Source organism: Sphingomonas sp. 22R3R2A-7 (genome assembly GCF_036856055.1).
GTDB lineage: Bacteria > Pseudomonadota > Alphaproteobacteria > Sphingomonadales > Sphingomonadaceae > Sphingomonas.
This window is the reverse complement of record NZ_JASPFR010000001.1, coordinates 3,578,733-3,599,512: the sequence shown is the minus strand read 5'-3', so window position 1 is coordinate 3,599,512 and position 20,780 is coordinate 3,578,733. Positions and strand designations below refer to the sequence as shown.

Below are 20,780 nucleotides of genomic sequence, written 5' to 3'. Positions count from 1 at the left end.
GAGTGATGCGGATATTGATCGTCGAGGATGATGCCGACACTCGCGCCTTCGTGGCGCAAGGGCTGGGGCAAGCAGGACACCAGGTCGCGGTCAGCGAGGATGGTCGCGACGGACTGTTCCAGGCGACCGGCGGCGGGTTCGATGCGATCGTGGTCGACCGGATGCTGCCCGGTCTCGACGGGCTGGCGCTGGTGAAGGCGTTGCGCGCGGCCGGTAACGTGACCCCCGTCTTGATGCTGACGGCAGTGGGCGGGATCGCCGATCGCGTCGAGGGACTGGAGGGCGGCGCCGACGACTATCTGGTCAAGCCCTTCGCCTTCTCCGAACTGGTCGCCCGCCTCAATGCGCTGTCGCGTCGGCCAGCACCACGCGGCGATGATACGCATTTGCTCCGGGTCGGCGATATCATCCTCGACCTGCATCGCCGCACGGTCGAGCGCGATGGCCGGCGCGTCACCCTGCAACCCCGCGAGTTCGCGCTGCTCGCCGAGCTGATGCGCAACCCGCGCCGAGTGATGACCCGCACCATGCTGCTGGAGCGGGTGTGGGATTTCGATTTCGATCCGAAGACCAACATCGTCGAGACGCATTTGAGCCGGCTGCGCTCCAAGCTCAACGCCGGCTTCGACGCCGATGCGATCGAGACGGTGCGCGGTGCCGGCTATATGATCCGGGGCGAATAGATGCTCGCCCGCCTCTGGCGCTCGACCTTCGGCATCGTTGTGCTGGTCGCGCTGGCGTTCAGCGCCGCGACCCTGGCGATCGGTACCATCGCCTATGAGGTGACGCACGAGGCACTGGAGGAGCAACTGGACCACCGCGTCGCGGTGGAGACACGCGCGCTTGTCGCAGAAGCGCGCGAAGGCGATCTGGCAGCGGTGTCCGAGGCGATCCGCCTGCGCGAGAATGCGCGTAACGAAGCCAGCCTCGATTATTTGCTGATCGACCGCGCCGGCCGGACGATTGCGGCGACGATCATCCCGCTTGCAGCACCAACACCCGGTTATCAGGAGCATTTCGGGTTCCGCCGCGGCGACGCGACCGGCGTCGGTCAGGCGCTCGTGACGCCGCTGCGCGGCGGGATGCTCGTCGTCGTTGCTGATCGGCGCGACCTTGCCGCGATCGACCGGACACTGGCGTCGCTGTTCGCGACCGCGCTCGCGGCGATGCTGGCGCTGGGGATTGGTGCTGCGGTGCTGGTCGGATGGCTGACCCGGCGTCGGCTCTCGCGCATCGACGCCACGGCACAGGCGATCATCGCCGGCGACCTGACGCAACGGGTGCCGCGCGACGGCTCGGATAGCGAGTTTGATCGCCTTGCCGCCACGCTCAACCGGATGCTCGATCGCATCGCCGCGCTGATGGATAATCTGCGGCAGGTGTCGACCGATGTCGCCCACGACCTGCGCACGCCTCTGACCCGCCTGTGCAACCAGCTCGATCGCGCCGCTGACGGCGATCCAGGCGCGATCGAGGCGGCACGGCGGCAAGCCGACGATCTGCTGGAGATATTCGCCGCGCTGCTGCGCATCGCCGAGGTCGAAGGACTGGCTGAACGCCGAGCATTGGGGTCGATCGACCTGTCGGCGCTGCTGGAGGACATGGCCGAGACCTATCGCCCCGACTTCGAGGCCAGTGGCCATCTGTTATCGACAGATATACCGGCCAACTTGCATGTCGAAGGCGACCGCCGTCTGCTGGCTCAGGCGCTATCCAACCTGTTAGAGAACGTGTTGCGCCACACGCCTCCCGGCACCACAGCGACACTGGCTGCAACGGCGACGCAGGATGCGATCGAGATGACGCTGGAAGACAACGGCCCGGGCGTTCCCCCCGCTGATGCCAGGCGCCTGTTTCAGCGTTTCGCCCGCGCCGAGGCGTCACGCACCACCAACGGGCACGGGCTGGGCCTTGCCCTGGTTCGCGCCATCTCCTTTGGTCATGGCGGCGATGCTCTTCTGTCCCGATCCGAGCGGGCCTTCGGTGTTACCATACGGCTTCCCAAATAGAGCGAGAGGCGCTGGCGGTCGACTTCGGGGTTCTTGAAACCTGGGTGAACGACGGCTTCTGAGAAGCCGCAAGCTTTCCCGTTTCAGGATCCTAATTGGGAACGCCGTTCGCACCGCAGCCCGCTAAAGATATTTAGCTAAGTCGGTGAGACGGGAGAGCTTTTGACGAGCCTCGCGCGACAGAGGGCCAACCACGTCTTCCAGATGATGCTCGATATGATCGGCAACGAGAAGGGTTTTGGTTTTGTCGAGTGCGCTGACGACCGCCTGAAGCTGCTGCGCTGTTTCAAGGCCGTCGCGGCTTTCCTCGATCATTTTGATGATCGTCGCCAGATGGCCCTGCGCCCGCTTGAGGCGGTTGAGCAGGTCAGGGTTAGAGGCATGGCTCACTGTAGTTCCGATCCAAAGTTCACGTCGTTGGCAGGTGCGTCCACCCGCTGATACCCAGGTACAGCCCGATCACCAGAATAAGGGCACCCGAAATGTAGGGAGCCTTGCGGACAATCTCGCCAAATCCGTTAAACCGCTTGGAAACGTGCTTCACGCTCATTGCAGCGATCACGCCGGACGTAACCATTGTCAGTGCGAGCCCGATACTGAAACACAGTACCAGTGCCGCCCCGAGCGTGAACGCCTTCAATTGCAGGCAGAGCAACAGGACCGTGATCGCACCCGGGCATGGGATAAGCCCACCGGTCAGGCCAAAGATGACAATCTGGCCGGTGGTAACTTCGCGGTCTGAAAAGCGGCGACGAATGTCATTTGCATGCGCGAGTTCGTGTGCGTCCTGGTAGCCGGCGGTTTCACTGAGGCCGCGCAGCTCTTCATGCATATGGTCATGTCCGTGATCATGTTCAGTGAATGCCACATCATAGCTGTGCGCGTGGCCGCCATGCGCCAGGGCGAGGCGTGCAACGAACTCGTGAGGCTCCGGAATTTCTTCACGGGATTCGAGATAGCCCGCTTGTTGTGCGAAGTTGTAGGCTTGGCGGGTGCCGTCGGGGCGTTCGGTTTCAAGCGTCACGTCGCCCGCGGCCCAGGTATCACCGCGCTCGACCGTCAGGCGGAATCGGGGCGGTACGCCGTCCTCAAAAACGTCCAGCCGCACTATGCCGTGGCCGGTGTCGATTCGGGTTGAACCGTCGTGGCCGTGATCGGCATGACTATGATCGTGATCGTGATCGTGATCGTGATCGTGCAGGGCGGACAAGCTTTGCTCGCGACGCGTTCGCCACAGCATCCATGCACCCATGCCGATAATGATGACGGCAGAGGCAACCTGCAGATAGGGTTCGATCGTTTCTGGAGCGAGCCCGCGCCAGAGGTAGAGCCCACCCAACGCAATCACCCATACGATCACCGTATGGGAGAGCGTCGCGCAGAGGCCGAGCAGCACTGCCTGCTTCACCGTCCCTCGCACCGCGATGATAAAGGCTGCCATCATCGTTTTGGAATGGCCGGGTTCAAGGCCGTGAAGCGCACCCAACAGGATCGCGGTAGGAACGAAAAGCCAAGCGTGGGCCGTGCCCTGTGCAAGAAGATCTGAAAGTGAGGTCATGCAGTATCCTATCCCCTAGGGGGGATAGGTCTAGGCGCATAGGAGTTTTGGCGTAGGCGGTGTGGGACGAACGATGGATGCGGTTCGGGGAAGAGCCTCAACCTGCGGGTGTCTCTCCGCTCGCCGCAGCGACGTGTCGCGGCGCGTAGATGCAGACCAGGAAAATAGGGGCAGTTGCCCACCCCTATCTAGCTTTTAACCGCGCTTCATGCCGTCCTTGGCATGATCGCAGCAGTCAGCAGCCTTAGCTTTTGTGCCATCCTTGCAGCAGTCCGCACCGTCCTTGCAACACGCCATGTCGGCGCAGCAATTGGCGACAGCGGCGAATGCGCCAGTCGACAGCGTGAGGGCGAAGGCAGCGCTGATGAGCTTGAACTTGGTCATGATATTCTCCGAAATTTACGTGTGATGGTGTTCGACGTCACACGGTTTGCGGAGGGGGTGTGGCCGGAGCGTATGCCATGCCCAGAAGGCCGGTCTGTGGAGCCGGCCACGGCGATAGACGGGAGGAAGGAACCAGCCCGATATGCTCGACGGTTTCGCCGGCAACAGCAACGCACGGTATGGCGCAGGCCGATGCAGGGGCCTTTTTGATGGGAGCGCCTGCTGATTTGCTGGCGCAGTCTATCATCGCGGACGCAGCCGGAGGCGCGGCCATCGCCATCGTCTCGCAGAGCGGGCCAAGCCGGACCAGCAACATCACCGCCAGGACGAAAAACGCCATGGAATGCAATATCTTGGAGAATGGGCGAGCCCGGCGTTTCATCTGATGCATCTAGAAGCGCCCTCAGTCATGCACAATGTCTGCAGGAGCGGTTTGCCACACTAAGCGAACTTTACTCGCCTTTCCGGTACGTTGGCGAGGTTGCGATGCTCGAAAGGTCCGTGGCGCTATCGATCGGCACGTCTGCCTCCTTTCGCTCGGAATAGCGATCGACCAGTTGGGCAGTGTGCGGGCGTAGCAGGACCGTGAAGCGTACCAGCTCTTCCATCACGTCCACGATCCGATCGTAGTAGGCCGAAGGCTTCATTCGATCGTTTTCTTCGAACTCCGCAAACGCCTTCGCGACGCTGGACTGGTTGGGGATCGTTACCATTCGCATCCAACGGCCAAGGACGCGAAGGGTGTTCACGCTGTTGAACGACTGCGACCCGGCCGACACCTGCATGACGGCAAGCGTGCGGCCCTGCGTCGGGCGCATCCCACCCATCGACAGCGGCAGGTGATCGACTTGCAGCTTCATGATGCCGGTGATCTGGCCGTGCCGCTCGGGGCTGCACCACACATGCCCTTCCGACCACATCGACAGTTCGCGCAGTTCGTGAACGGCCGGGTGATCGTCCCCCGTCACTTGGTCGGGTAGCGGCAGGGTCGAAGGATCGAAGATGCGTGTTTCGCAGCCGAAAAATTGTAGCAGGCGAGCAGCTTCCTCGATGCAAAGTCGCGAGAACGACCGTTCCCGAAGGGAGCCATAAAGCAGCAAGATGCGCGGAGGCGGATCACCAGCGCCGAGGCCAAGGGCGGGACGATCGAGCGCATAGCGCCGATCAAGCGCGGGCAGATGGTTGGGATCAGAAAGGGTGCGGAGCGGCATCAGGCGGTCCTTGGGCCAAGCAGAATAATACAGGTACCGATCAGGCAAAGTGCGGCCCCACCCGTGTCCCAGCGATCGGGCCGCACCCCTTCGACAACCCACAGCCAGATCAACGATGCGCAGATGTAGACGCCGCCATAGGCCGCGTAGGCCCGCCCCGCTGCATCGCTATCCACGCGTGTCAGCAGCCAGGCGAACAGCATAAGCGAGACTATGCCCGGAGCCAGCCACAGGGGAGATTTGCCCAGCCGCAACCATGCCCAAAAGGCAAAGCAGCCTGCTATTTCCGCGAGCGACGCGGCCAAATATACGAGAGCCGTCATGCCATGCTGATTCTGATCGCGAGTGCCGCGAGTGTCACCAGCAGCACCGGGATCGTCAGCGTCGCGCCGACCTTGAAGTAATAGCCCCAGCCAATCCGAATGCCCTTTTGCCCGAGGACATGCAGCCAGAGCAGCGTCGCGAGCGAGCCGATCGGCGTGATCTTTGGGCCAAGGTCGCAACCGATCACGTTGGCGTAGATCATCGCTTCCTTGATCGCGCCCGTGGCGTGCGTCGCGTCGATCGACAGCGCGCCTACCAGCACGGTTGGCATGTTGTTCATCACCGACGACAGCAGCGCGGCGATGATCCCGGTTCCGAACGCTGCACCCCCACACCGCCTTGCGCGGTACGATCGAGCAGGCTGGCAAGGTGGTCAGTCAGGCCCGCATTGCGGAGGCCATAGACGACCAAGTACATGCCGAGCGAGAAGATCACGACCTGCCACGGCGCGCCGGCCAGCACCTTTCGCGTCTGGATGACGTGACCGCGCGCGGCGATGATGAGCAGGAGGACTGCGCCGGCAGCGGCCACGGCGCTGACCGGCACGCCGAGGGGTTCGAGCAGGAAGAAGCCGGCGAGCAGTAGGGCAAGAACGACCCAACCCGCGTTGAACGTGGCACAGTCGCGGATCGCATCACCGGGCGTGCGGAGCTGCGCCACATCGTAGCTCGCCGGTATGTCATGCCGGAAGAACAGCAGCAGCGCGACCAATGTCGCGGCGATCGACGCCAGATCGACCGGCATCATCACCGAGGCATAATCGGCAAAGCCGATCCGGAAGAAGTCGGCCGAAACGATGTTGACGAGGTTGGAGACGATCAGCGGCAGGCTGGCGGTATCGGCGATGAACCCCGCAGCCATCACGAAAGCCAGCGTCGCCTTGTCCTCGTATCCCAGCGCGCGCAGCATCGCGATGACGATCGGCGTCAGGATCAGCGCCGCGCCATCATTGGCGAACAGCGCCGATACCGCCGCGCCGAGCAGGACGATCAGCACGAACAGCCTGCGACCATGCCCCCCGCCCCAGCGGGCAACGTGAAGCGCCGCCCATTCAAAGAATCCGGCTTCGTCGAGCAGAAGGCTGACGATGATGATCGCGACGAACGTCGCGGTCGCATTCCAGACGATCCCCCACACCACAGGTACGTCGGAAAGTGAGACGACCCCAACAAGCAGCGCGACCGCCGCGCCGCCCAGCGCGCTCCACCCAATGCCGAGGCCTTTGGGTTGCCAAATGACGAGGGCGATCGTGATGACGAAGATAGTGAGCGCGAGCAGCATCAGGCGATGCGCTGACCCGAGGCATCAACAACCTGTTCGCCGTCTTCCTTGGCAAACGCTTTCTGTTGCGGCTCGGGCAGCAGATCGAGGACTGCTTCGGACGGTCGACACAGCTTCACGCCTAGCGGCGAGACGACCAGCGGCCGGTTAATGAGGACCGGATGCGCCATCATCGCGTCCACCAGCGCTACGTCGGACAGCGACGTGTCGCCCAGGCCCAACTTTGCATAGGGCGTCCCCTTCTCACGCAGCAGATCGCGGGGCGTCATCCCGGCGCGATCGATCAGATCGACCAGCAGCGCGCGCGAGGGTGGCGTCTTTAGATATTCGACCACATGCGGCTCGATGCTGGCATTGCGGATCATCGCCAGCGTGTTGCGCGACGTGCCGCACTCGGGGTTGTGATAGATCACGATATCGACGGCCACGGGGCGTCCTTTCAGCAGCAGGGGGTGAGTTCGGCCAAGAGCGGCGCGCACAGTTCAGGCGAGCCGGCGCAGCAGTCCTTGACGAGGAACAGCGTCAGCGCGCGCAGCCCGTCCAGATCGGCGCGGTAGATGATCGATCGGCTATGCCGTTCGGAGCGCACGATGCCGGCCCGCGCGAGGATGCCGAGGTGCGCGGACATGGTGTTCTGCGGTACGTCGAGCTGGCGAGCGATTTCGCCCGCTGCCATGCCGTCCGGTTCGTGCCGCACCAAGAGGCGGAACACATCGAGGCGGGTGGCCTGTGCGAGCGCACCAAGCGCAGCGATAGCTGATTCGTTTTCCATATATCCAGCATAGTGGATATGATGGATTTGGCTAGTTCGAGATTTTCGAAGCCAGTTTGCTCAATTCAGCATCCTTTTCGAGAAAGACCGCAGCGTCAGCCAACGTCCGCTAACGCTATCTGCCCCTCACTAGCGGACGGGCCACTTTCCCCTTCTTTACAGTCTCCCTCGGCGGTCAGATATGCGAAAAACCCAGTCGCAATCACGACTGTGCGACAAACAGGTGTTTTGCGACACTTGGGCGGGTCGCATGTAGCGCTGACAAGCCGCGCCGATCAGCATCGACGGTTACACAGCAATCGGCTGTCCTGCTGTCGCGAAAGTTAGGACTTCCGCGAGAATGCCGCGGAAGTCCTATGTGATACGGGCTTTAGGTGACTTGCTTAGATTGTGATCTCGCCCTCATCGCTACCATCCCAGTAGCGGATCGCCTTTGCATCGACACGGATCATTACGATACCGGGTGTGTCGATGCCCTCGGGAAAGTACCGATCGAGATCCTTGGTCCAGTGATCGGCGAACGCGCCTTTGTCCTCGATCAGCGCAGCGGCGCCTTCGACAGTTACAAACAGCGGGGGACCGCCGAGCATACCGACGGCACCGGTATAGCTAAGCGTGACGTGCGGATCGGCACGCAGGTCAGTAATCTTTCGCGAGTTTTGGTAGGCGAAAAAGTAGCTGTCGCCTTGGTATTCTACATCGCCGTTGTTGCTCATCGGGCGGGCTGTCAGGGTGCCATTGGGTGAGCGAGTGGCCATCATCGTGAAGTCCAACTTTGCCATCTTCTTTGACAGGTCGTGTAGGCTGAGGTCCGACATCGTGTTGCTCCTTCAATGTGGGGCCATGAAAGTTTGCCCAAGCGGTTGCAACGAACATGGTGGCATAACGGTCGCGTGCGGCAATACGACTATCGGTACAATCGGGAACAGTTTTTGGAAAATGGACAGGTGAGACAGAGGCCCCTCCCCAGTTCTGCCGAGCCACCTCTGTTCGCAGTAGTTGCTAAGAACCACTGCTCACGACTGCAGATAACGATCCGTCCGGATTGCGCCCCTCACGAATTAGTACAGCATCCTGTTGCACTTGCCGGATATCTTGCGGACTGCCTTCTCTAGCCGGCGGAAGCGCAACCTCGGCAATTCCCCCGACGTTAGCCGAACCATGGAGCGCACCTGCTATCTCACGATCAAATTCGCCTGCTTCGATAGCGGCCCGCATGTTCACTAGGTAGTCGGCAAAGCGGTCAGCGGGGATGAAGTTCGTCGTTTGACCACCGATCGTCAGTGTCGCCCCATTTCGCGTCGTGGGCGTGAAGGCAACATGCTCGCCGTCACGGACGAACCATACTCCTGAATGAACACCGTCGGTCGCCCATGCCTTTTCGGCCAGATGTAAGTCCTGCAAAACCTCGTCACGGTCGGAAATTGGGTCAGCAGATGGCGACGAGACGACATCCTTCAAAGCAGACTTGGCCGCGTTAACAATGTTTTCTAGTGCCATTTCACTTCTCCAATACGGCTCCGGGACGTTATGAACGCAACGGTCTAATTTGCAGATTGGGCGCAGGTTCACTGAATCAAATCGCCAGCGCCCCGCGTGGTCGGGCGTGCGGCTGATGTCGCCGGGCGCGCTCAGCAACTTCCATGTGCTGCGGCTCGACTTCGACGGGCAGCTCGCCACCAATGACATCAAGGAAAGCGACTACGCTGAGTTCGCCACCGATGGCAAAACGCTCAAAGAGAATAACCTGAAGCCGTAAACAGACGAGCATGCCGCCGTCGTGACATCGTCTAACGACGGCGGAGACCCGCGTGGTTGTTCATGGTCGCCGCTTCCTGCTTGCCCAAACAGTCAGCGACGAGAACTTGCGCTAGGAATTCATTGTCGTGGCATGGTCAGGGCGGCTTCGTTTTTGACAATCATACGCCGCCACAGTGGCAGGATGGGGATCCCCGCCTGATACCCAACCGTTCGCCAGCGGCCGTGCCGCTGCACCTGCAACGATGTCCAAAACGGCGACGTATCGCGGTAGGCCGTTCGCACCAGCAATCGGCCTGATCCAGCTATCAAGGCTTCAAGCCCTTCCGCGAGGTCAGCCGGCAAGCCGATTTCCGGATTTCCAGGGGCCGCCCCATCAAGCGCCCACCCATCGCCCCAGCAATGGATCGAGCCCTTCTCGAGCGCCAGCGTGACCGCGAAGGAAAGCCCCGGCTGCACGGGGAGGGTGCAGACGACCTCGAAAGACACGTCGTCCGGCCATTGCAGATCAAGATGATGTCGCTGCGCCAGATCGACAAAGGCGGCGCGGGCGGCTGGGTGATAACTCGCCCATGTCCAACCGCTATCTGCCAAGGCCCGCGCTGATCCCAGCGCATGTGGGTCTGTCGATCCGACCGGCCAGGCCAGCACCCGTGCCTTGCCCTGCTCGAACTGGTCGTCAGAGATAAGACCTCGCTCCCGCAGTTCCTGTAGTTCGCGAATTTCGCTAGCGAGTGACCGGATCGGTGTCGGTGTAACGACCGCCTTTCGCGATGGCAGACACAGGAGCAACGCGACGGCAATGGGGCCGGTGAGCGCGCCTAGGATCGTCCACAGGATCACAGAACGATCCCTCACAGTGGCAATCACGCCGCTCAGGATCGTACTGACGAACATGGACAGAATAAGTCCGTTCATATGCCGATTCCCTTCACGGCGAGGGCGCGCGCAGACAGCGGCACGGCTCCAGGCAGCAAAGCTAGCACATGGGCGGCCAGCGGCACGGCACCGAGATTGGCCGTGAAGTTCAGCAGCGATCCGTAGAAGGTGAAGTCAAGATTGACGGTGCCCCTGCCCTGCCGGACATCGACACATTCGATTTCGGCATAACGACGTTTCCGCTGGCGAGCGACGCGGAAACGAATGCCGTCAGGTTCGATCACGAACAGCGGTTTGGCATTGTTCGACGCGACCGCATACCACCACGGCAGACCGCGGACTCCGGTGAAGGTCGCAAGCACGGGTATCGTTGCCGCGCCTGCCCCGTCGACAGTGATGTTAGCAACCACGGCTCGTTCGTAGGCGCGACGTCCCAGCCGCGACGACAGCCAGGCCATCCCGCGGTACGTCGCATATGCCAGTCCGACGAACGCCATCCCCTGGAGGACGAAGACCAGCGCAAACCCCAGGGCTGTCCACGTGGTTTCAGGTACTTTTTCTTCGTCGGACACCGCTTCGCGGTCGTCCCCCTGGCATGGCCCCAGATAGCGGCTTGTCGTGTCGAAGGACTGAGCCAACTCCGCCTGCATGCCTGCCCGTGCCACCAAGGTTTCGGTGGAAAGCCGATACTGGCGGGCCAGATCACCTGATAGCTCCCGTTGTATGATCAGCAGCGTACCGGGTTGGCCACTTTCACATTCCACCCTGGAAACGATCCCGGCAGTTGTTTTCCTGACTTTGGCGGCAGTGCAGTTCGCAGGCCATAAACTGAGCGAGTGCAACGGTGCATCGGCAGCGACGCAGGATCGGACTGGTGCAACTTGCGCAGCACCGGCGATGCTGACCCGGGTCTCCCATAATCCAGCCCGCTGCCCCTGGCCGACCGCGGGCATGAAGATCAGAACACCCGGTAGCAGCTTGAGCCACCGCATGATTGAGCCGGGACAGCTTATAATTAGCATCGTCTGTTGTGGCGTATGAACAATCGAAGGTCCGATTTGAATCGCAGCAGCTCGCTGGTTGGCGGGTGGCGCTGCCCTAACTCATATGTACTTCACGCGAGATGTCAGGCGAGGCCTTTGGCAGGGGCGGCTACTATGTCCTCGTTATCGTCTACCTCATTAAGCTGGCCAAGCTCGCCAGACGCCCGCGCTTTTCTACCATACACAAGCTCGAACAGGGGCGATGCCATCAGCGTCGTCACGATGGCCATGACGACCAGCATCGAGAACAGCGCAGGACCGATGATGCCCTTTTGCAGACCAATGTTGATGATGATGAGCTCCATCAACCCGCGTGCATTCATCAGCGTGCCGACCGCCATGGCGGTCGCATTGTCCTGACCCGTGACACGGGCTGCCGCCCAGCATGCCAACCCTTTGGCCGCAACCGAACCCACTAGAATCACGGTAGCGATGGCAGCCAGGTTGAGGCTGTTGACCATTGTGAGTTGCGTGTTGAGCCCTGAGAAGGCGAAGAACATCGGCACGAGCAGCGCTGTGGTAAACGGTTCAACCTGCTTTCTAATCTCACGGGTCAGCAGCCCACGCGGCATTGCCACACCGAGCAGAAAGCCTCCGAACACCGAGTGCAGTCCGGCAGCGTCCATAGCCCAAGCGCTCAACCCAAACAGCATGACCACGACGGCCAGGATTTGCGGGGTGACCTTACCTTCACGCTCCGCCCAACGGGCAAGTGGCGCCAGCAGCTTTGGACCCAGGACAATCATGAACGCGGCAAACAGACCGCCGCCAACGATGGCCTTGATGGCGACCTCCGGACCTCCGCCAAAGCTCGCCAGGACGATCGCGAGCACCGTCCACGCACCGGCATCGTCGATTGCACCGGCAGACAGTGCCAGCGAACCGAGCGGCGTCTTCGTCAGCCCGCGTTCCTGAATGATGCGCGCGAGCACGGGAAACGCGGTGATCGAGATACAGGCACCCATGAAAAGCGTCGCCTGGACGCTGGTTATGCCTTTGCCGAAGAGATCGAGGTTGAGGAGCCACGGCGTGAGCGCCACGGCAACGAGGAAAGGCGCGGCCATGCCAGACACTGAAACAGCAACCGCGCTCCTTGCGTTCAATCGGAAATGGTCGGTGCGGAAGCCAAGGCCGACGAGAAACATGTAGAGCCCGACGCCGAGCTGGGCACAGACATACAGCACCGGCTTTGCATCCTTGGGGAAGATCATCGCCTGGACGTCGGGCGCAAGCAGCCCGAGCAGCGACGGCCCCAGGATGACGCCGGCGATCATCTCCCCGATGACTTGCGGTTGATCGAAGAAGCGCTTCATGATCCAGCCCATCGCACGGCATGCGGCGACGATGACGAAGACCTGCAAAAAGAATGCTACGCTCAGCTCAGATAGAGCCATATGTCCCCCCCATGCGCCAGCCAGCCGATCGATTGTCGATTGTGTCCGCGGTGCCGCTACCTACCGCGGAAGAAGACGCAAATCGGGGCCGATTTCAAGCCGGATGCATTGCAGATGGTACATGCACTCAAGCATTCCTGATGATCGCTCCAGGTTCTGTTGCCCAAGCGCCACAGGGTAGTCGTTCTAATGTCACGCCTTCAGCGTGGACCGCGATCATGCCCCCATGGCACAAGGATCGGTAGAACGTTGCAGGGTCCGGTTCGGCGTAAGCTCAGTTCGTAAGGAGGCTCAGTCGCGTGCCTGCCATATCCGACACACCGAGCTTGGCAATTCTGCTAACAATTGAGCAGTTGTAGTTGATGTGGTTACCGCGGTTTGGTCTCCATCGTTGTAGGTAATCTGAGAATATGAGACGGCCATTTTTCCCCATGATGCTTGCTGGTGCAACCCTGCGTGACCGCCTTTTTGCGTGTATTGGGGGGTAATCGGGGTCGCACTGACGAGCCTCGTGTGCGCTATGGCGCTGCACGGATCTGGGCCGCTCCCGTTGCTGGTGGCGCCGATCGGCGCTTCTGCAGTGCTAATTTTTGCCGTCCCGGCGAGCCCATTGGCACAACCTTGGTCAGTGGTCGGCGGTAACATCATATCGGCGCTGGTCGGCGTAACAGCGGCCCGCTTCGTACCCATACCGTATCTGGCGGCAGGGGTTGCTGTGGGCGGGGCAATTCTGGTCATGTCGCTCCTACGCTGCCTTCATCCCCCCGGCGGGGCTGCTGCGTTGACAGCAGTGATCGGTGGGCCTTCAGTGCTGGAAGCTGGTTACGCTTTCCCTCTCGTCCCGGTCGGCGTTAATTCACTGATCCTAATCTTGGCTGGCATCGCGTTCCACCGGGTTTCGGGCCATTCCTACCCGCACCGCGCAGTCCCGGTAGTAGGTCACAAGCTTGCTGCATCCGAGTTAAGCATCCCGCACCCCCTAGACATCGACCTTGCGCTCGCGGATCTCGGAGAAACCTTCGATGTGAGCCGGGAAGACCTCGACCTGCTGTTCCGGCGTGTTGAGTTCCACGCGGCCAGTCGGGCGGCAAGCGGAATTCTCGACAGGCGCCCACGAACTTGACTTTGAATTCATATTTGTAATGCAAACGGGAGTTTTTAGATTATAGAATCTATTAATATCCTTCTTGCACTATTTATAGCGTTGCTTTGCGATTTGCTCTGGCGATCGGAAGCGAGAGCGGGAAAAATATTGTAAACATCGCTTACAATGGCAATACTGACCGCCACAATTTGGATTGCTCAGGTCGGTTTAGTCCAAGAAGCGGATCCTATATTTTCTTGGGTTGCCATTTTGTCAGCAACGCTTCTGCTAAAGTGGCTTCACACCATTATTCGAGAAGTAGACGGAAAATGACGCTATTGCTCTGTCTAAAGAGAGTTTAGGATACCAGAGGATTCGGGATACTAGTCAGGGTTGCTCTTGGGCGTTCGCCCGAGTTTGGCGACAGGAATAGTTCGGGGTATCTTCGTTAGTTTCTCGGCCGTCCGACAGCGGTAAAAGTCTTCGACGTATCGGCGCGCCGTGTTTTAGATGGCAACTCCCGTCGACTAGACGGTCGGAATGATGCATTCCGTGGATGCGGGTTTTCGGCGATTGGGAGGTCTGCGCAATCCGAAGGCATCCTGCCAAGTCGCACTGAAATTACGGTACTCCCGGCTGCGCCTTCCGCAAGACGATCACCGTGGCGGGCGAGCCTCACCTTCTTCGGCCATCCGCCGGATATCCGCGCCTGCCTTGCGCATGGTATCCTCGGCGCCACGTGCCGCATCTAGAAAATCTTCCTGCGACGCCACGGCGTAATTGCACCCGACCAGGAGCATTTTCGGATCCGTCGATGGCGGCACCTTCGCAGACTTCGCGGCCGGATCGCCGCCGAAGGCATCGACTAACATTTTCGCCATCGCATCACCGGTCGGCGCGAACCCGCCGATCATCGGCCCGGTTTCGGGATCGACAAAGCGGTAATATTGTTCCGTGATCGCGATCGGCGCCCGCGTCATCTTCTGGGCAGCAATCACCCGCTCGGCGCTTGCGCGGGGTAGCAGCGCAACGACCCAGTCGCTCATGAAATAGACGTGGTCGACCGGCTCCCCGAACACCGAGACGTTGCCCTCGACCGCGAAGCCATACAACCCGATCATGCCGTCGAGCGCCTTAGGAAGTTTACTCGGGCGCATCCACGCTGGCGGGCGATACTGCAGGAAAAGCAACTCGGCGAAGGTTCCGAGCGCGTCGCGCGACTGGCAGGACAGGACCTGCGTTAGCGATGCCGGCGTCGGCAGCACCTCATGCTCGGATTGGGCCACGGCTGGCGATGCCGCCAACGCGCTGGCAACCGCGACGGCGACCATCGCTCGCACCGGAAACCGCCTCAGGGTGAAGCGCGTCGGCGACGTGGTCGCGCGGTGGTGACGATGATCCATGTTCGCGGTACTACCCCGCCAGTACGCAGGATCAACTCCAGCGTTACGCATGCCGCTCGTACCGGCCTTTATCCGTGCCGTTCAGCAGCAGCGCACCATGGTCAATCAGCAACCGCAATTGCCGGAAGGCCGGTTCTGCGGCAGCGCCGGGTCCGGTTCCGGCCTCCAGCAGGACCGCGTCGCCATCGACCCGCCACTTGCCCTCCGCCGCCTGATCCGCGGCGCCGTAGCTCATGAACCAGACAAAGCTTTGATCTGGACGTAGCAGCAGTTCCGATCCCGTCTCCATCACACCTAACAGGTGGTAATGACCGGTAAGACTGCGACTGGCGCCGGATGCAACCGCTGATGCATCCGGCGCGTAGCGTGCATTGCACCGCAGTTCTCGCATATCCATCGACGACATGTACAGGAACGACGTCATCGGATCGCCGGCGTCGACGTTCTTGTGGACGTAACGTGGGCCGCCACTGAGCAGGAAGGTCATGAAGCCGCCGTCGTCAGTTTCGAACGCGGCGATCGCTCCTCGATCATGCGGTGCCTGATACGTCTTCGCTACCAAGTCGAAGCTGTAGCTTTCCTTGGCCTCGCCTTCGCGTCGCTTGCAGGTCTTCGCTTCCGCGCAAGCCCAGGTTGTTACCGCCGTACACTGCAGACCCACGGGCGACCGTATCGTGGCAGATGCCGCGGCGGTGGCTAGCAATCCCATCGCCGCCACCGCCGGTCCAACTCGCTTCAACACGATCCATCCTCCGGTCGACACTCCGGCTCGCTGCACACGGTAAGGGCACCGTCCAGCGCGGGCGAACAGGTCCTACCATGATCTTTACTGATGCACCGGCGGATCCATTCGCGACCTGTCACAACGGTCGTGAGCGAGCCGCAAACCAGCCGGTAAAAGCTGAGATTGCGACAGCCGGCACAGCGAGGACGCAGCACATTGCCAGGCCGATTACCCAGAGCGAGATAGTCCCAGCGTTGAGCCATATCACAGGAAGCTGGGCAAACGTCAGGATAACTCCTGCCATCCACCCCCTCGTCTTGAACGCTGCCCCTGCTAGCGCAGCTAGGCCCAACGAGGACGGGTACCAGAGACGCCAGTAGGCGTCGGCATCCCAGGGTTCCGCCGCGCCTGTCACCCAGCGGACGAAAAGCCAGTACAGGACACCGGATACCAGCAAGACGGGGATCTTCATCAGTCCGGTGCTCATCGGCTCATTGTCACATGCAAAATGCCTGAATCCTATTCTCGCCAACCAGGTGCCGGGGTCAAAGCAGATTATCGCGGCTCACCAACCAAACTTTGGATATGGGCGCTGTTGCCTGCAATAGCGCCCGTGCCTCGCTGCATCCGCTTCGCGCGGTACAGAGCCTCGTCTGCCTCTTTAAGCAACGAAGCCCGATCGACATAACTTGCGCCATAGACACAGGCTCCGATCGTCGCAGACACCGTTATAACGCTACGGTCGTCAGGCACGGCGTAGCGTAGGTCTGCGAGCAATCGCGCGATGTCTTGGACGAGTTCTTCGTGCGTACGCCGTCCGCGTAGGATCAGCACGAACTCGTCCCCGCCCAGTCGGGCGATGGAGTGATCGCCCAGATACTGTACTGCTTGCAGCTTGGCGGCCATCACCTGCAAAACCTTGTCCCCTGTCGCATGGCCAAGCCGGTCGTTGACCTCCTTGAACCGATCCAGATCGATGATTGCGATAGCAAGCGGTGCGCCTTCCCGGGCGCGATCGAGCGCAGCTTCCAATTCTTCGTTAAAAGCGCGTCGGCTTGGTATGCCCGTCAGTTCGTCGGTTCGAGCTACCGCAACCAGGCGGCGCTCGAATTGGTACCGGTCCGTGATGTCCTGGATCACTCCCATGACGGCGACACGCTTACCGGCGCGCTCATCGATCTCACCCAATGTGCGCACGCGACGGGGCCGCCCCTGCGCATCTGTGAAGTTCAGCTCCAGATCCCATGCAGTCCCTTGCCGCACACAGCGGTCTAGCGCTGCTTCCAACTTGGCACGATTGTCTTCGGGGTAGAACTGCATAGCTAGGGCAAGCTGCGCTTGCGAGCCCGGTGCCAGGCCGTGGATCGCGTAGGTCTGATCGGACCAGTGTATCCGTCCGCCTTCAAGCTCGAGGCGCCACGACCCGATCCTTGCCATGCGTTCGGCGTGCTGGAGCAGTCTGTGCGTGCGGGCCATGTCACCGAGGGCCTCCTGGCGATCAAGCGCCAGCTGTAGGTTCTCTTTGCTGGTCCGGCGCGCCTCAAGCAGCGCTTCGACGACCCGCGCCATACCGGCGAGTATCTCCAGCTTTTCGCGGGTCGGATCCTGCGGTTTGTCGTCAGCCACGCACAAGGTGCCGATCGGCAGCGCGGCACCTCCTCCTGGTGGTGTCACTCGCAACGGCACGCCTGCATAGAAACGCACAAAGGGTGTTTCCACCACCATAGGATTGGTTGCAAAGCGCGGGTCTTCGCGCGTGTCCGCAATGACGAGCAGATCGTCGGCAGCGATCGTATGGGTGCAAAAAGACACATCTCGTGGTGTCTCGCTAGCCTCAACGCCGCACGCTACCTTGAACCACTGCCGGTCCGCGTCAACTAACGAAACGAAAGCGAACTTGCAGCCAAAGAGGTGCCGCGCCCCTACAGCGATGGCGTCGAACTCGGCTTCAGGGGGAGTGTCGAGCATATCGAGAGCACGAAGCGCGTCCAGCCGCGCTACCTCGTCGACTATGCCGGTTAGGTTTACCATGGGGGACGGTAGCATAAGTGAGGTTGGCATCGGGTTAACGGCATGTACAGGGTCGGTACATCGCCGCGACTCGCTAATGGCATGGCGGCGACTGAGAGACGCTGGAGCGCTCCCGCTTGATAGGAGCATAAACGTGTCCAACTCGAGCGATCTGAGCACTCTTGTTCGTAACGAAGCGCGCGCGCGGGAACAGGCCGAAGCCAGTAACGACGTTTCAGCTCGCATCGCTCATCTGGCTCGTGCTGCCGGGTACGCTAAAATGATCAAGGCTTTGAAGCCATGATGGACGGCGAAACAACCGCTCAGCGCCTCGAACGTCTAATAACGGGTATCGGTCAGGCTTTGGCGGTCGCGGATGCTGGTGACCAACCGTTGGTAGGCGCGCATCTTCATAAATGCCTTCGAACGGCAATCGCGTTGCGTGCTATTCCCGATAGTTTGTCACGGCCTTTTTAATAGCAATCAGCCCGATATCGTGAAGGCGGCAGCAAACAAGTTCGCTCGCCAGCAAAACTTACCATCCGCGACTTCTAATCCCGCAAACGAACGATGATCGAGACGGATAGGGCGTTCTCGGACTCGATCCCGGTCGATACGATCAGCAGCGCGACGTCAGGCTATTTTTCAACCGCACCGGCCGTTCGTTTAACATATACAGACGGTTCTGCCGAGGCAGATCGTATACACATCAGCGTTAATGGGCACTCACCGACCGCGGTAATCGTCAGAACGAAACCTGTACGCGCCCTACGATTCTGTCTCCGGCGTTGCGTTGATCGGCAAACCTGCTGGCAGTGGCGGTGCGGGAGACGTCAGTCCCAATATAATCGACGCCGATCGTCAGACGGTCACGACGATGCTCGAGACCCAGCCGCCAGTTGGTGTAACTGCCGCCCGGACGAAGACGCTGCACCCGACTGGGGTCGCGGACGCTGCCGGACGAGTGGCCGACCTCGGCCAGCATCGTCAGCGGCGTACCAGGAATACCGGCATTGGCGTTCGCATAGACATACACGTTGCTGCCACCGATCGCGCGCTGCGACGGCGCGCCGATCACGCCGACCGTGGCGTAAAGCGGACCATAGGCATAGCTCGCCGACACGCCGGCCTCGACATAGTCCATGCGGCTCCGCGCGCCCGCGAATGCGTGGCCGGTGGCGTCGGTACGGATACGCACCGCACCCAGATCCCAGTCGGTTCCCACCGAAAGGTCGACGACCGCATCGGCGCCACCGTGTCGCACGCTGTTCCGAAGCGTTACTGCGCGCGCCGATGCATCGAGCCGGCCGCGCGAGACGCGAATATCGCCTGCCAGCGCGGCACGTCCCTCACTCCAGCTCAGCCCGCGCCGTTCCTCCTCGCTCATCATTTCCAAGGTTACCGACCCGGCATCCTGTGCAAACGCGGGCGTGATCAGGCCGCAACTTGCGGCACCGAGCACGCCCGCCAATCGAACGCGCCGGATCATCCTGCGCGCTGCGGACCGTGGATCCGGTCGAGCTCGACGCGCAGCATACGCTCGTCTTCCTGCGCCAGCTTTACCAGATGCTGCTGCATGTCCGCGGACTTCGTCGCGACCTCCTTCTTGATCGCGCCATGGCTCGCAACGCACCAGCCGGGCCGGGTGCCCGAAATAACCGGTTCGCTGTCGATGCTGCGCACCAGCCTGGTACCCGATGCCGCGACCGCGTGTCGCGCCACCGACATGCTCGCCGCCCAGTCGCAGCGCAGCGACGACGCTCTTCCGCCGGGAGCAACCGCGCCCACCTGTTTGTGCGTGATGACAACGTCACCGCGATATTTGACGGCGACCGGACCGCTGCGGTGATCCACCTCGTTCTGGTGATCCACGGTCATGCCGAGGGCGGCACCGGTGGCGGCAAGCACCAAGCCGGCAGTTAGAAAATAGGCCATTTTCGCTCTCCTTTTGCCATCCGATCCATTCTGATCGGTGAAGCCAATCCTAACGGACGATGATTCTACAACGATGGTTCAGCGTGTCGGTTCAGCTGAACTGCGGCCGCAAGGCGCGTGCGTGCAGGCGGTCCTTCACGTCGAGACGCAACCGCTTCAGCCGAAATAGCCGCAAGGTATCGGGCATGCGTCGCTTCATCTCGACGCGGATCTGCTCATCCAGCCGGGCATGCAACTGGGTCAACTTGTGAGAAAATATAGGCAAAGCCGCTCTCCAACCAACGATTGAACGATCGGATCAGTCGCGATGAAAGGAGGCAAACAGGCCAGGCCTAGACATCGAGATAACCCGATGCGGTCCGACATCACGTTCGTCCTGAGACGACCGCCAGAGGGGCCCGGCCCGCTCCCTCAAGCTAGGGTTTAGCCGGTCAAGGTCAATAGGAGAGCAAATGGATTTGCACGAGTTGACATTAGGACACGGGTCCCCGATGTTACTGACATGTACGCTCCTGCGACACATAAGCGTTTCCGCGACCACGCCGGCCAACTCGCCGCACGCGCTTAGCCCGAGCTCGCGGCCACTGCCGCTCGAGTTCGGGCTTTATTCGATCTGACCTTTGGGACGCGTTCTGCGCGCCCATGATCTCGAATAAGTGGAAACCGTGTAGTGGAAAACCAAGTCTCGAAATCCGATGATTTGTGTCAGGATGACCGTCAGCATCAAGCTGCCAATCCAGCACCTCAGCCTTTCTTGCGGATGCGACCACAAAGTTTTTTCTCGAACAAATTCGATCTGGAGATTGTAGAAGACTATTCTAAGGCTGATGCCGAAGCCCGGCAGAATGAAGGTAAGGACTGGCTGAGCCGACTTATGGAGCTCAACCTGTTACTTTTAATCGTTTTGGTTGGCGTACCGGTGCTGGTATATTGCGTCTTATCCTCTGCACTTTAGAACACGATAAGATACCGCCTTCGCGTCGCAACCGGGATCGTGGATAAAGGCCTCTG

23 protein-coding genes and 2 pseudogenes are annotated in these 20,780 nt (G+C 60.8%); 6 read left to right on the top strand and 19 right to left on the bottom strand.

What is annotated here, in order from left to right:
- Positions 1 to 5 precede the first annotated feature (5 nt).
- Both QP165_RS17250 and QP165_RS17245 read left to right on the top strand, forming a co-directional pair.
- The gene (locus QP165_RS17250; RefSeq protein ID WP_333997062.1) at positions 6 to 683 is read left to right on the top strand and encodes a response regulator transcription factor; all 678 of its coding nucleotides are present in this window, start codon (positions 6 to 8) and stop codon (positions 681 to 683) included.
- Complete coding sequence (locus tag QP165_RS17245) at positions 684 to 2,009, top strand: sensor histidine kinase (RefSeq protein WP_333996524.1); 1,326 nt, start codon at positions 684 to 686, stop codon at positions 2,007 to 2,009.
- A 123-nt stretch (positions 2,010 to 2,132) separates the two neighbouring features.
- On the opposite strand, the gene QP165_RS17240 is transcribed toward QP165_RS17245, so the two are convergent.
- The 3 genes from QP165_RS17240 to QP165_RS17230 form a co-directional block, all read right to left on the bottom strand.
- Positions 2,133 to 2,399, bottom strand: a complete 267-nt coding sequence (locus tag QP165_RS17240) for a metal-sensing transcriptional repressor (protein ID WP_333996523.1) — start codon at positions 2,397 to 2,399, stop codon at positions 2,133 to 2,135.
- A gap of 19 nt (positions 2,400 to 2,418) precedes the next feature.
- Entirely contained in the window at positions 2,419 to 3,567 is a 1,149-nt protein-coding gene (locus QP165_RS17235) for a nickel/cobalt efflux transporter (RefSeq protein ID WP_333996522.1), read from the bottom strand.
- Between the two features lie 195 nt (positions 3,568 to 3,762).
- Positions 3,763 to 3,951 (bottom strand): hypothetical protein, encoded by a 189-nt coding sequence (locus tag QP165_RS17230; RefSeq protein WP_333996521.1) that lies wholly within the window; start codon positions 3,949 to 3,951, stop codon positions 3,763 to 3,765.
- A 179-nt stretch (positions 3,952 to 4,130) separates the two neighbouring features.
- Between QP165_RS17230 and QP165_RS17225 the strand changes: the two genes are divergently transcribed.
- A complete protein-coding gene (locus QP165_RS17225) occupies positions 4,131 to 4,337 on the top strand; it encodes a hypothetical protein (RefSeq protein ID WP_333996520.1) in 207 nt (68 codons plus the stop codon).
- A gap of 66 nt (positions 4,338 to 4,403) precedes the next feature.
- Here QP165_RS17225 and arsH read toward each other — a convergent pair whose 3' ends face one another.
- From arsH to QP165_RS17190, 7 genes and pseudogenes are all read right to left on the bottom strand, one after another.
- Positions 4,404 to 5,162: an arsenical resistance protein ArsH gene (arsH, locus tag QP165_RS17220; protein WP_333996519.1), complete on the bottom strand. Its 759-nt coding sequence runs from the start codon at positions 5,160 to 5,162 to the stop codon at positions 4,404 to 4,406.
- A complete protein-coding gene (locus QP165_RS17215; protein ID WP_333996518.1) occupies positions 5,162 to 5,485 on the bottom strand; it encodes a YnfA family protein in 324 nt (107 codons plus the stop codon). The genes arsH and QP165_RS17215 overlap by 1 nt, the downstream gene beginning before the upstream one ends.
- A pseudogene (locus QP165_RS17210) lies at positions 5,482 to 6,767 on the bottom strand (arsenic transporter). The gene QP165_RS17215 and the pseudogene QP165_RS17210 overlap by 4 nt, the downstream one beginning before the upstream one ends.
- The gene (gene arsC / locus QP165_RS17205; RefSeq protein WP_333996517.1) at positions 6,767 to 7,195 is read right to left on the bottom strand and encodes an arsenate reductase (glutaredoxin); all 429 of its coding nucleotides are present in this window, start codon (positions 7,193 to 7,195) and stop codon (positions 6,767 to 6,769) included. The pseudogene QP165_RS17210 and the gene arsC overlap by 1 nt, the downstream one beginning before the upstream one ends.
- A gap of 11 nt (positions 7,196 to 7,206) precedes the next feature.
- Positions 7,207 to 7,539 carry an ArsR/SmtB family transcription factor gene (locus QP165_RS17200; RefSeq protein ID WP_333996516.1) on the bottom strand — a complete coding sequence of 111 codons (333 nt, stop codon included), beginning with the start codon at positions 7,537 to 7,539 and terminating at the stop codon, positions 7,207 to 7,209.
- Between the two features lie 383 nt (positions 7,540 to 7,922).
- The gene (locus QP165_RS17195) at positions 7,923 to 8,357 is read right to left on the bottom strand and encodes a pyridoxamine 5'-phosphate oxidase family protein (protein WP_056418705.1); all 435 of its coding nucleotides are present in this window, start codon (positions 8,355 to 8,357) and stop codon (positions 7,923 to 7,925) included.
- 184 nt (positions 8,358 to 8,541) lie between these two features.
- Positions 8,542 to 9,039 carry a hypothetical protein gene (locus QP165_RS17190; protein WP_146168889.1) on the bottom strand — a complete coding sequence of 166 codons (498 nt, stop codon included), beginning with the start codon at positions 9,037 to 9,039 and terminating at the stop codon, positions 8,542 to 8,544.
- Positions 9,040 to 9,088: 49 nt separating this feature from the next.
- Between QP165_RS17190 and QP165_RS17185 the strand changes: the two genes are divergently transcribed.
- Positions 9,089 to 9,298 (top strand): hypothetical protein, encoded by a 210-nt coding sequence (locus QP165_RS17185; RefSeq protein WP_333996515.1) that lies wholly within the window; start codon positions 9,089 to 9,091, stop codon positions 9,296 to 9,298.
- 119 nt (positions 9,299 to 9,417) lie between these two features.
- On the opposite strand, the gene QP165_RS17180 is transcribed toward QP165_RS17185, so the two are convergent.
- From QP165_RS17180 to QP165_RS17170, 3 genes are all read right to left on the bottom strand, one after another.
- Entirely contained in the window at positions 9,418 to 10,215 is a 798-nt protein-coding gene (locus tag QP165_RS17180) for an SHOCT domain-containing protein (protein WP_333996514.1), read from the bottom strand.
- Entirely contained in the window at positions 10,212 to 11,168 is a 957-nt protein-coding gene (locus QP165_RS17175) for a DUF3617 domain-containing protein (protein WP_333996513.1), read from the bottom strand. The genes QP165_RS17180 and QP165_RS17175 overlap by 4 nt, the downstream gene beginning before the upstream one ends.
- Positions 11,169 to 11,302: 134 nt before the next feature.
- Positions 11,303 to 12,613: a cation:proton antiporter gene (locus QP165_RS17170; RefSeq protein WP_333996512.1), complete on the bottom strand. Its 1,311-nt coding sequence runs from the start codon at positions 12,611 to 12,613 to the stop codon at positions 11,303 to 11,305.
- Between the two features lie 520 nt (positions 12,614 to 13,133).
- Here QP165_RS17170 and QP165_RS17165 point away from each other — a divergent pair.
- Positions 13,134 to 13,469 (top strand): annotated as a pseudogene (locus QP165_RS17165) (HPP family protein); the annotation flags it as partial.
- 884 nt (positions 13,470 to 14,353) lie between these two features.
- Here the strand turns inward: QP165_RS17165 and QP165_RS17160 are convergent.
- The 6 genes from QP165_RS17160 to QP165_RS17135 all read right to left on the bottom strand — a co-directional run bounded on the left by QP165_RS17160 (position 14,354) and on the right by QP165_RS17135 (position 20,004).
- Entirely contained in the window at positions 14,354 to 15,028 is a 675-nt protein-coding gene (locus tag QP165_RS17160; RefSeq protein WP_333996511.1) for a hypothetical protein, read from the bottom strand.
- A gap of 115 nt (positions 15,029 to 15,143) precedes the next feature.
- Complete coding sequence (locus tag QP165_RS17155; RefSeq protein WP_333996510.1) at positions 15,144 to 15,842, bottom strand: hypothetical protein; 699 nt, start codon at positions 15,840 to 15,842, stop codon at positions 15,144 to 15,146.
- A gap of 537 nt (positions 15,843 to 16,379) precedes the next feature.
- A complete protein-coding gene (locus QP165_RS17150; protein ID WP_333996509.1) occupies positions 16,380 to 17,792 on the bottom strand; it encodes a diguanylate cyclase domain-containing protein in 1,413 nt (470 codons plus the stop codon).
- A 787-nt stretch (positions 17,793 to 18,579) separates the two neighbouring features.
- The gene (locus QP165_RS17145; protein WP_333996508.1) at positions 18,580 to 19,323 is read right to left on the bottom strand and encodes a TorF family putative porin; all 744 of its coding nucleotides are present in this window, start codon (positions 19,321 to 19,323) and stop codon (positions 18,580 to 18,582) included.
- A complete protein-coding gene (locus QP165_RS17140) occupies positions 19,320 to 19,769 on the bottom strand; it encodes a hypothetical protein (protein ID WP_333996507.1) in 450 nt (149 codons plus the stop codon). Before QP165_RS17140 ends, QP165_RS17145 begins: the two co-directional genes overlap by 4 nt.
- 91 nt (positions 19,770 to 19,860) lie before the next feature.
- Complete coding sequence (locus QP165_RS17135; RefSeq protein ID WP_333997061.1) at positions 19,861 to 20,004, bottom strand: DUF465 domain-containing protein; 144 nt, start codon at positions 20,002 to 20,004, stop codon at positions 19,861 to 19,863.
- A gap of 435 nt (positions 20,005 to 20,439) precedes the next feature.
- On the opposite strand from QP165_RS17135, the gene QP165_RS17130 reads away from it, so the two are divergent.
- Entirely contained in the window at positions 20,440 to 20,724 is a 285-nt protein-coding gene (locus QP165_RS17130) for a hypothetical protein (protein ID WP_146168893.1), read from the top strand.
- The last annotated feature ends 56 nt before the right edge of the window (positions 20,725 to 20,780 follow it).

Excerpts from the sequence above, each read along its gene's own strand:
- QP165_RS17250 (WP_333997062.1), top strand. The coding sequence starts at position 6 with ATGCGGATATTGATCGTCGAGGATGATGCCGACACTCGCGCCTTCGTG.
- QP165_RS17245 (WP_333996524.1), top strand. The coding sequence starts at position 684 with ATGCTCGCCCGCCTCTGGCGCTCGACCTTCGGCATCGTTGTGCTGGTC.
- QP165_RS17235 (WP_333996522.1), bottom strand. The coding sequence starts at position 3,567 with ATGACCTCACTTTCAGATCTTCTTGCACAGGGCACGGCCCACGCTTGG.
- QP165_RS17230 (WP_333996521.1), bottom strand. The coding sequence starts at position 3,951 with ATGACCAAGTTCAAGCTCATCAGCGCTGCCTTCGCCCTCACGCTGTCG.
- QP165_RS17225 (WP_333996520.1), top strand. The coding sequence starts at position 4,131 with ATGGCGCAGGCCGATGCAGGGGCCTTTTTGATGGGAGCGCCTGCTGAT.
- arsH (WP_333996519.1), bottom strand. The coding sequence starts at position 5,162 with ATGCCGCTCCGCACCCTTTCTGATCCCAACCATCTGCCCGCGCTTGAT.
- QP165_RS17215 (WP_333996518.1), bottom strand. The coding sequence starts at position 5,485 with ATGACGGCTCTCGTATATTTGGCCGCGTCGCTCGCGGAAATAGCAGGC.
- QP165_RS17200 (WP_333996516.1), bottom strand. The coding sequence starts at position 7,539 with ATGGAAAACGAATCAGCTATCGCTGCGCTTGGTGCGCTCGCACAGGCC.
- QP165_RS17195 (WP_056418705.1), bottom strand. The coding sequence starts at position 8,357 with ATGTCGGACCTCAGCCTACACGACCTGTCAAAGAAGATGGCAAAGTTG.
- QP165_RS17190 (WP_146168889.1), bottom strand. The coding sequence starts at position 9,039 with ATGGCACTAGAAAACATTGTTAACGCGGCCAAGTCTGCTTTGAAGGAT.
- QP165_RS17180 (WP_333996514.1), bottom strand. The coding sequence starts at position 10,215 with ATGAACGGACTTATTCTGTCCATGTTCGTCAGTACGATCCTGAGCGGC.
- QP165_RS17175 (WP_333996513.1), bottom strand. The coding sequence starts at position 11,168 with ATGCGGTGGCTCAAGCTGCTACCGGGTGTTCTGATCTTCATGCCCGCG.
- QP165_RS17170 (WP_333996512.1), bottom strand. The coding sequence starts at position 12,613 with ATGGCTCTATCTGAGCTGAGCGTAGCATTCTTTTTGCAGGTCTTCGTC.
- QP165_RS17160 (WP_333996511.1), bottom strand. The coding sequence starts at position 15,028 with ATGGTCGCCGTCGCGGTTGCCAGCGCGTTGGCGGCATCGCCAGCCGTG.
- QP165_RS17150 (WP_333996509.1), bottom strand. The coding sequence starts at position 17,792 with ATGCTCGACACTCCCCCTGAAGCCGAGTTCGACGCCATCGCTGTAGGG.
- QP165_RS17145 (WP_333996508.1), bottom strand. The coding sequence starts at position 19,323 with ATGATCCGGCGCGTTCGATTGGCGGGCGTGCTCGGTGCCGCAAGTTGC.
- QP165_RS17140 (WP_333996507.1), bottom strand. The coding sequence starts at position 19,769 with ATGGCCTATTTTCTAACTGCCGGCTTGGTGCTTGCCGCCACCGGTGCC.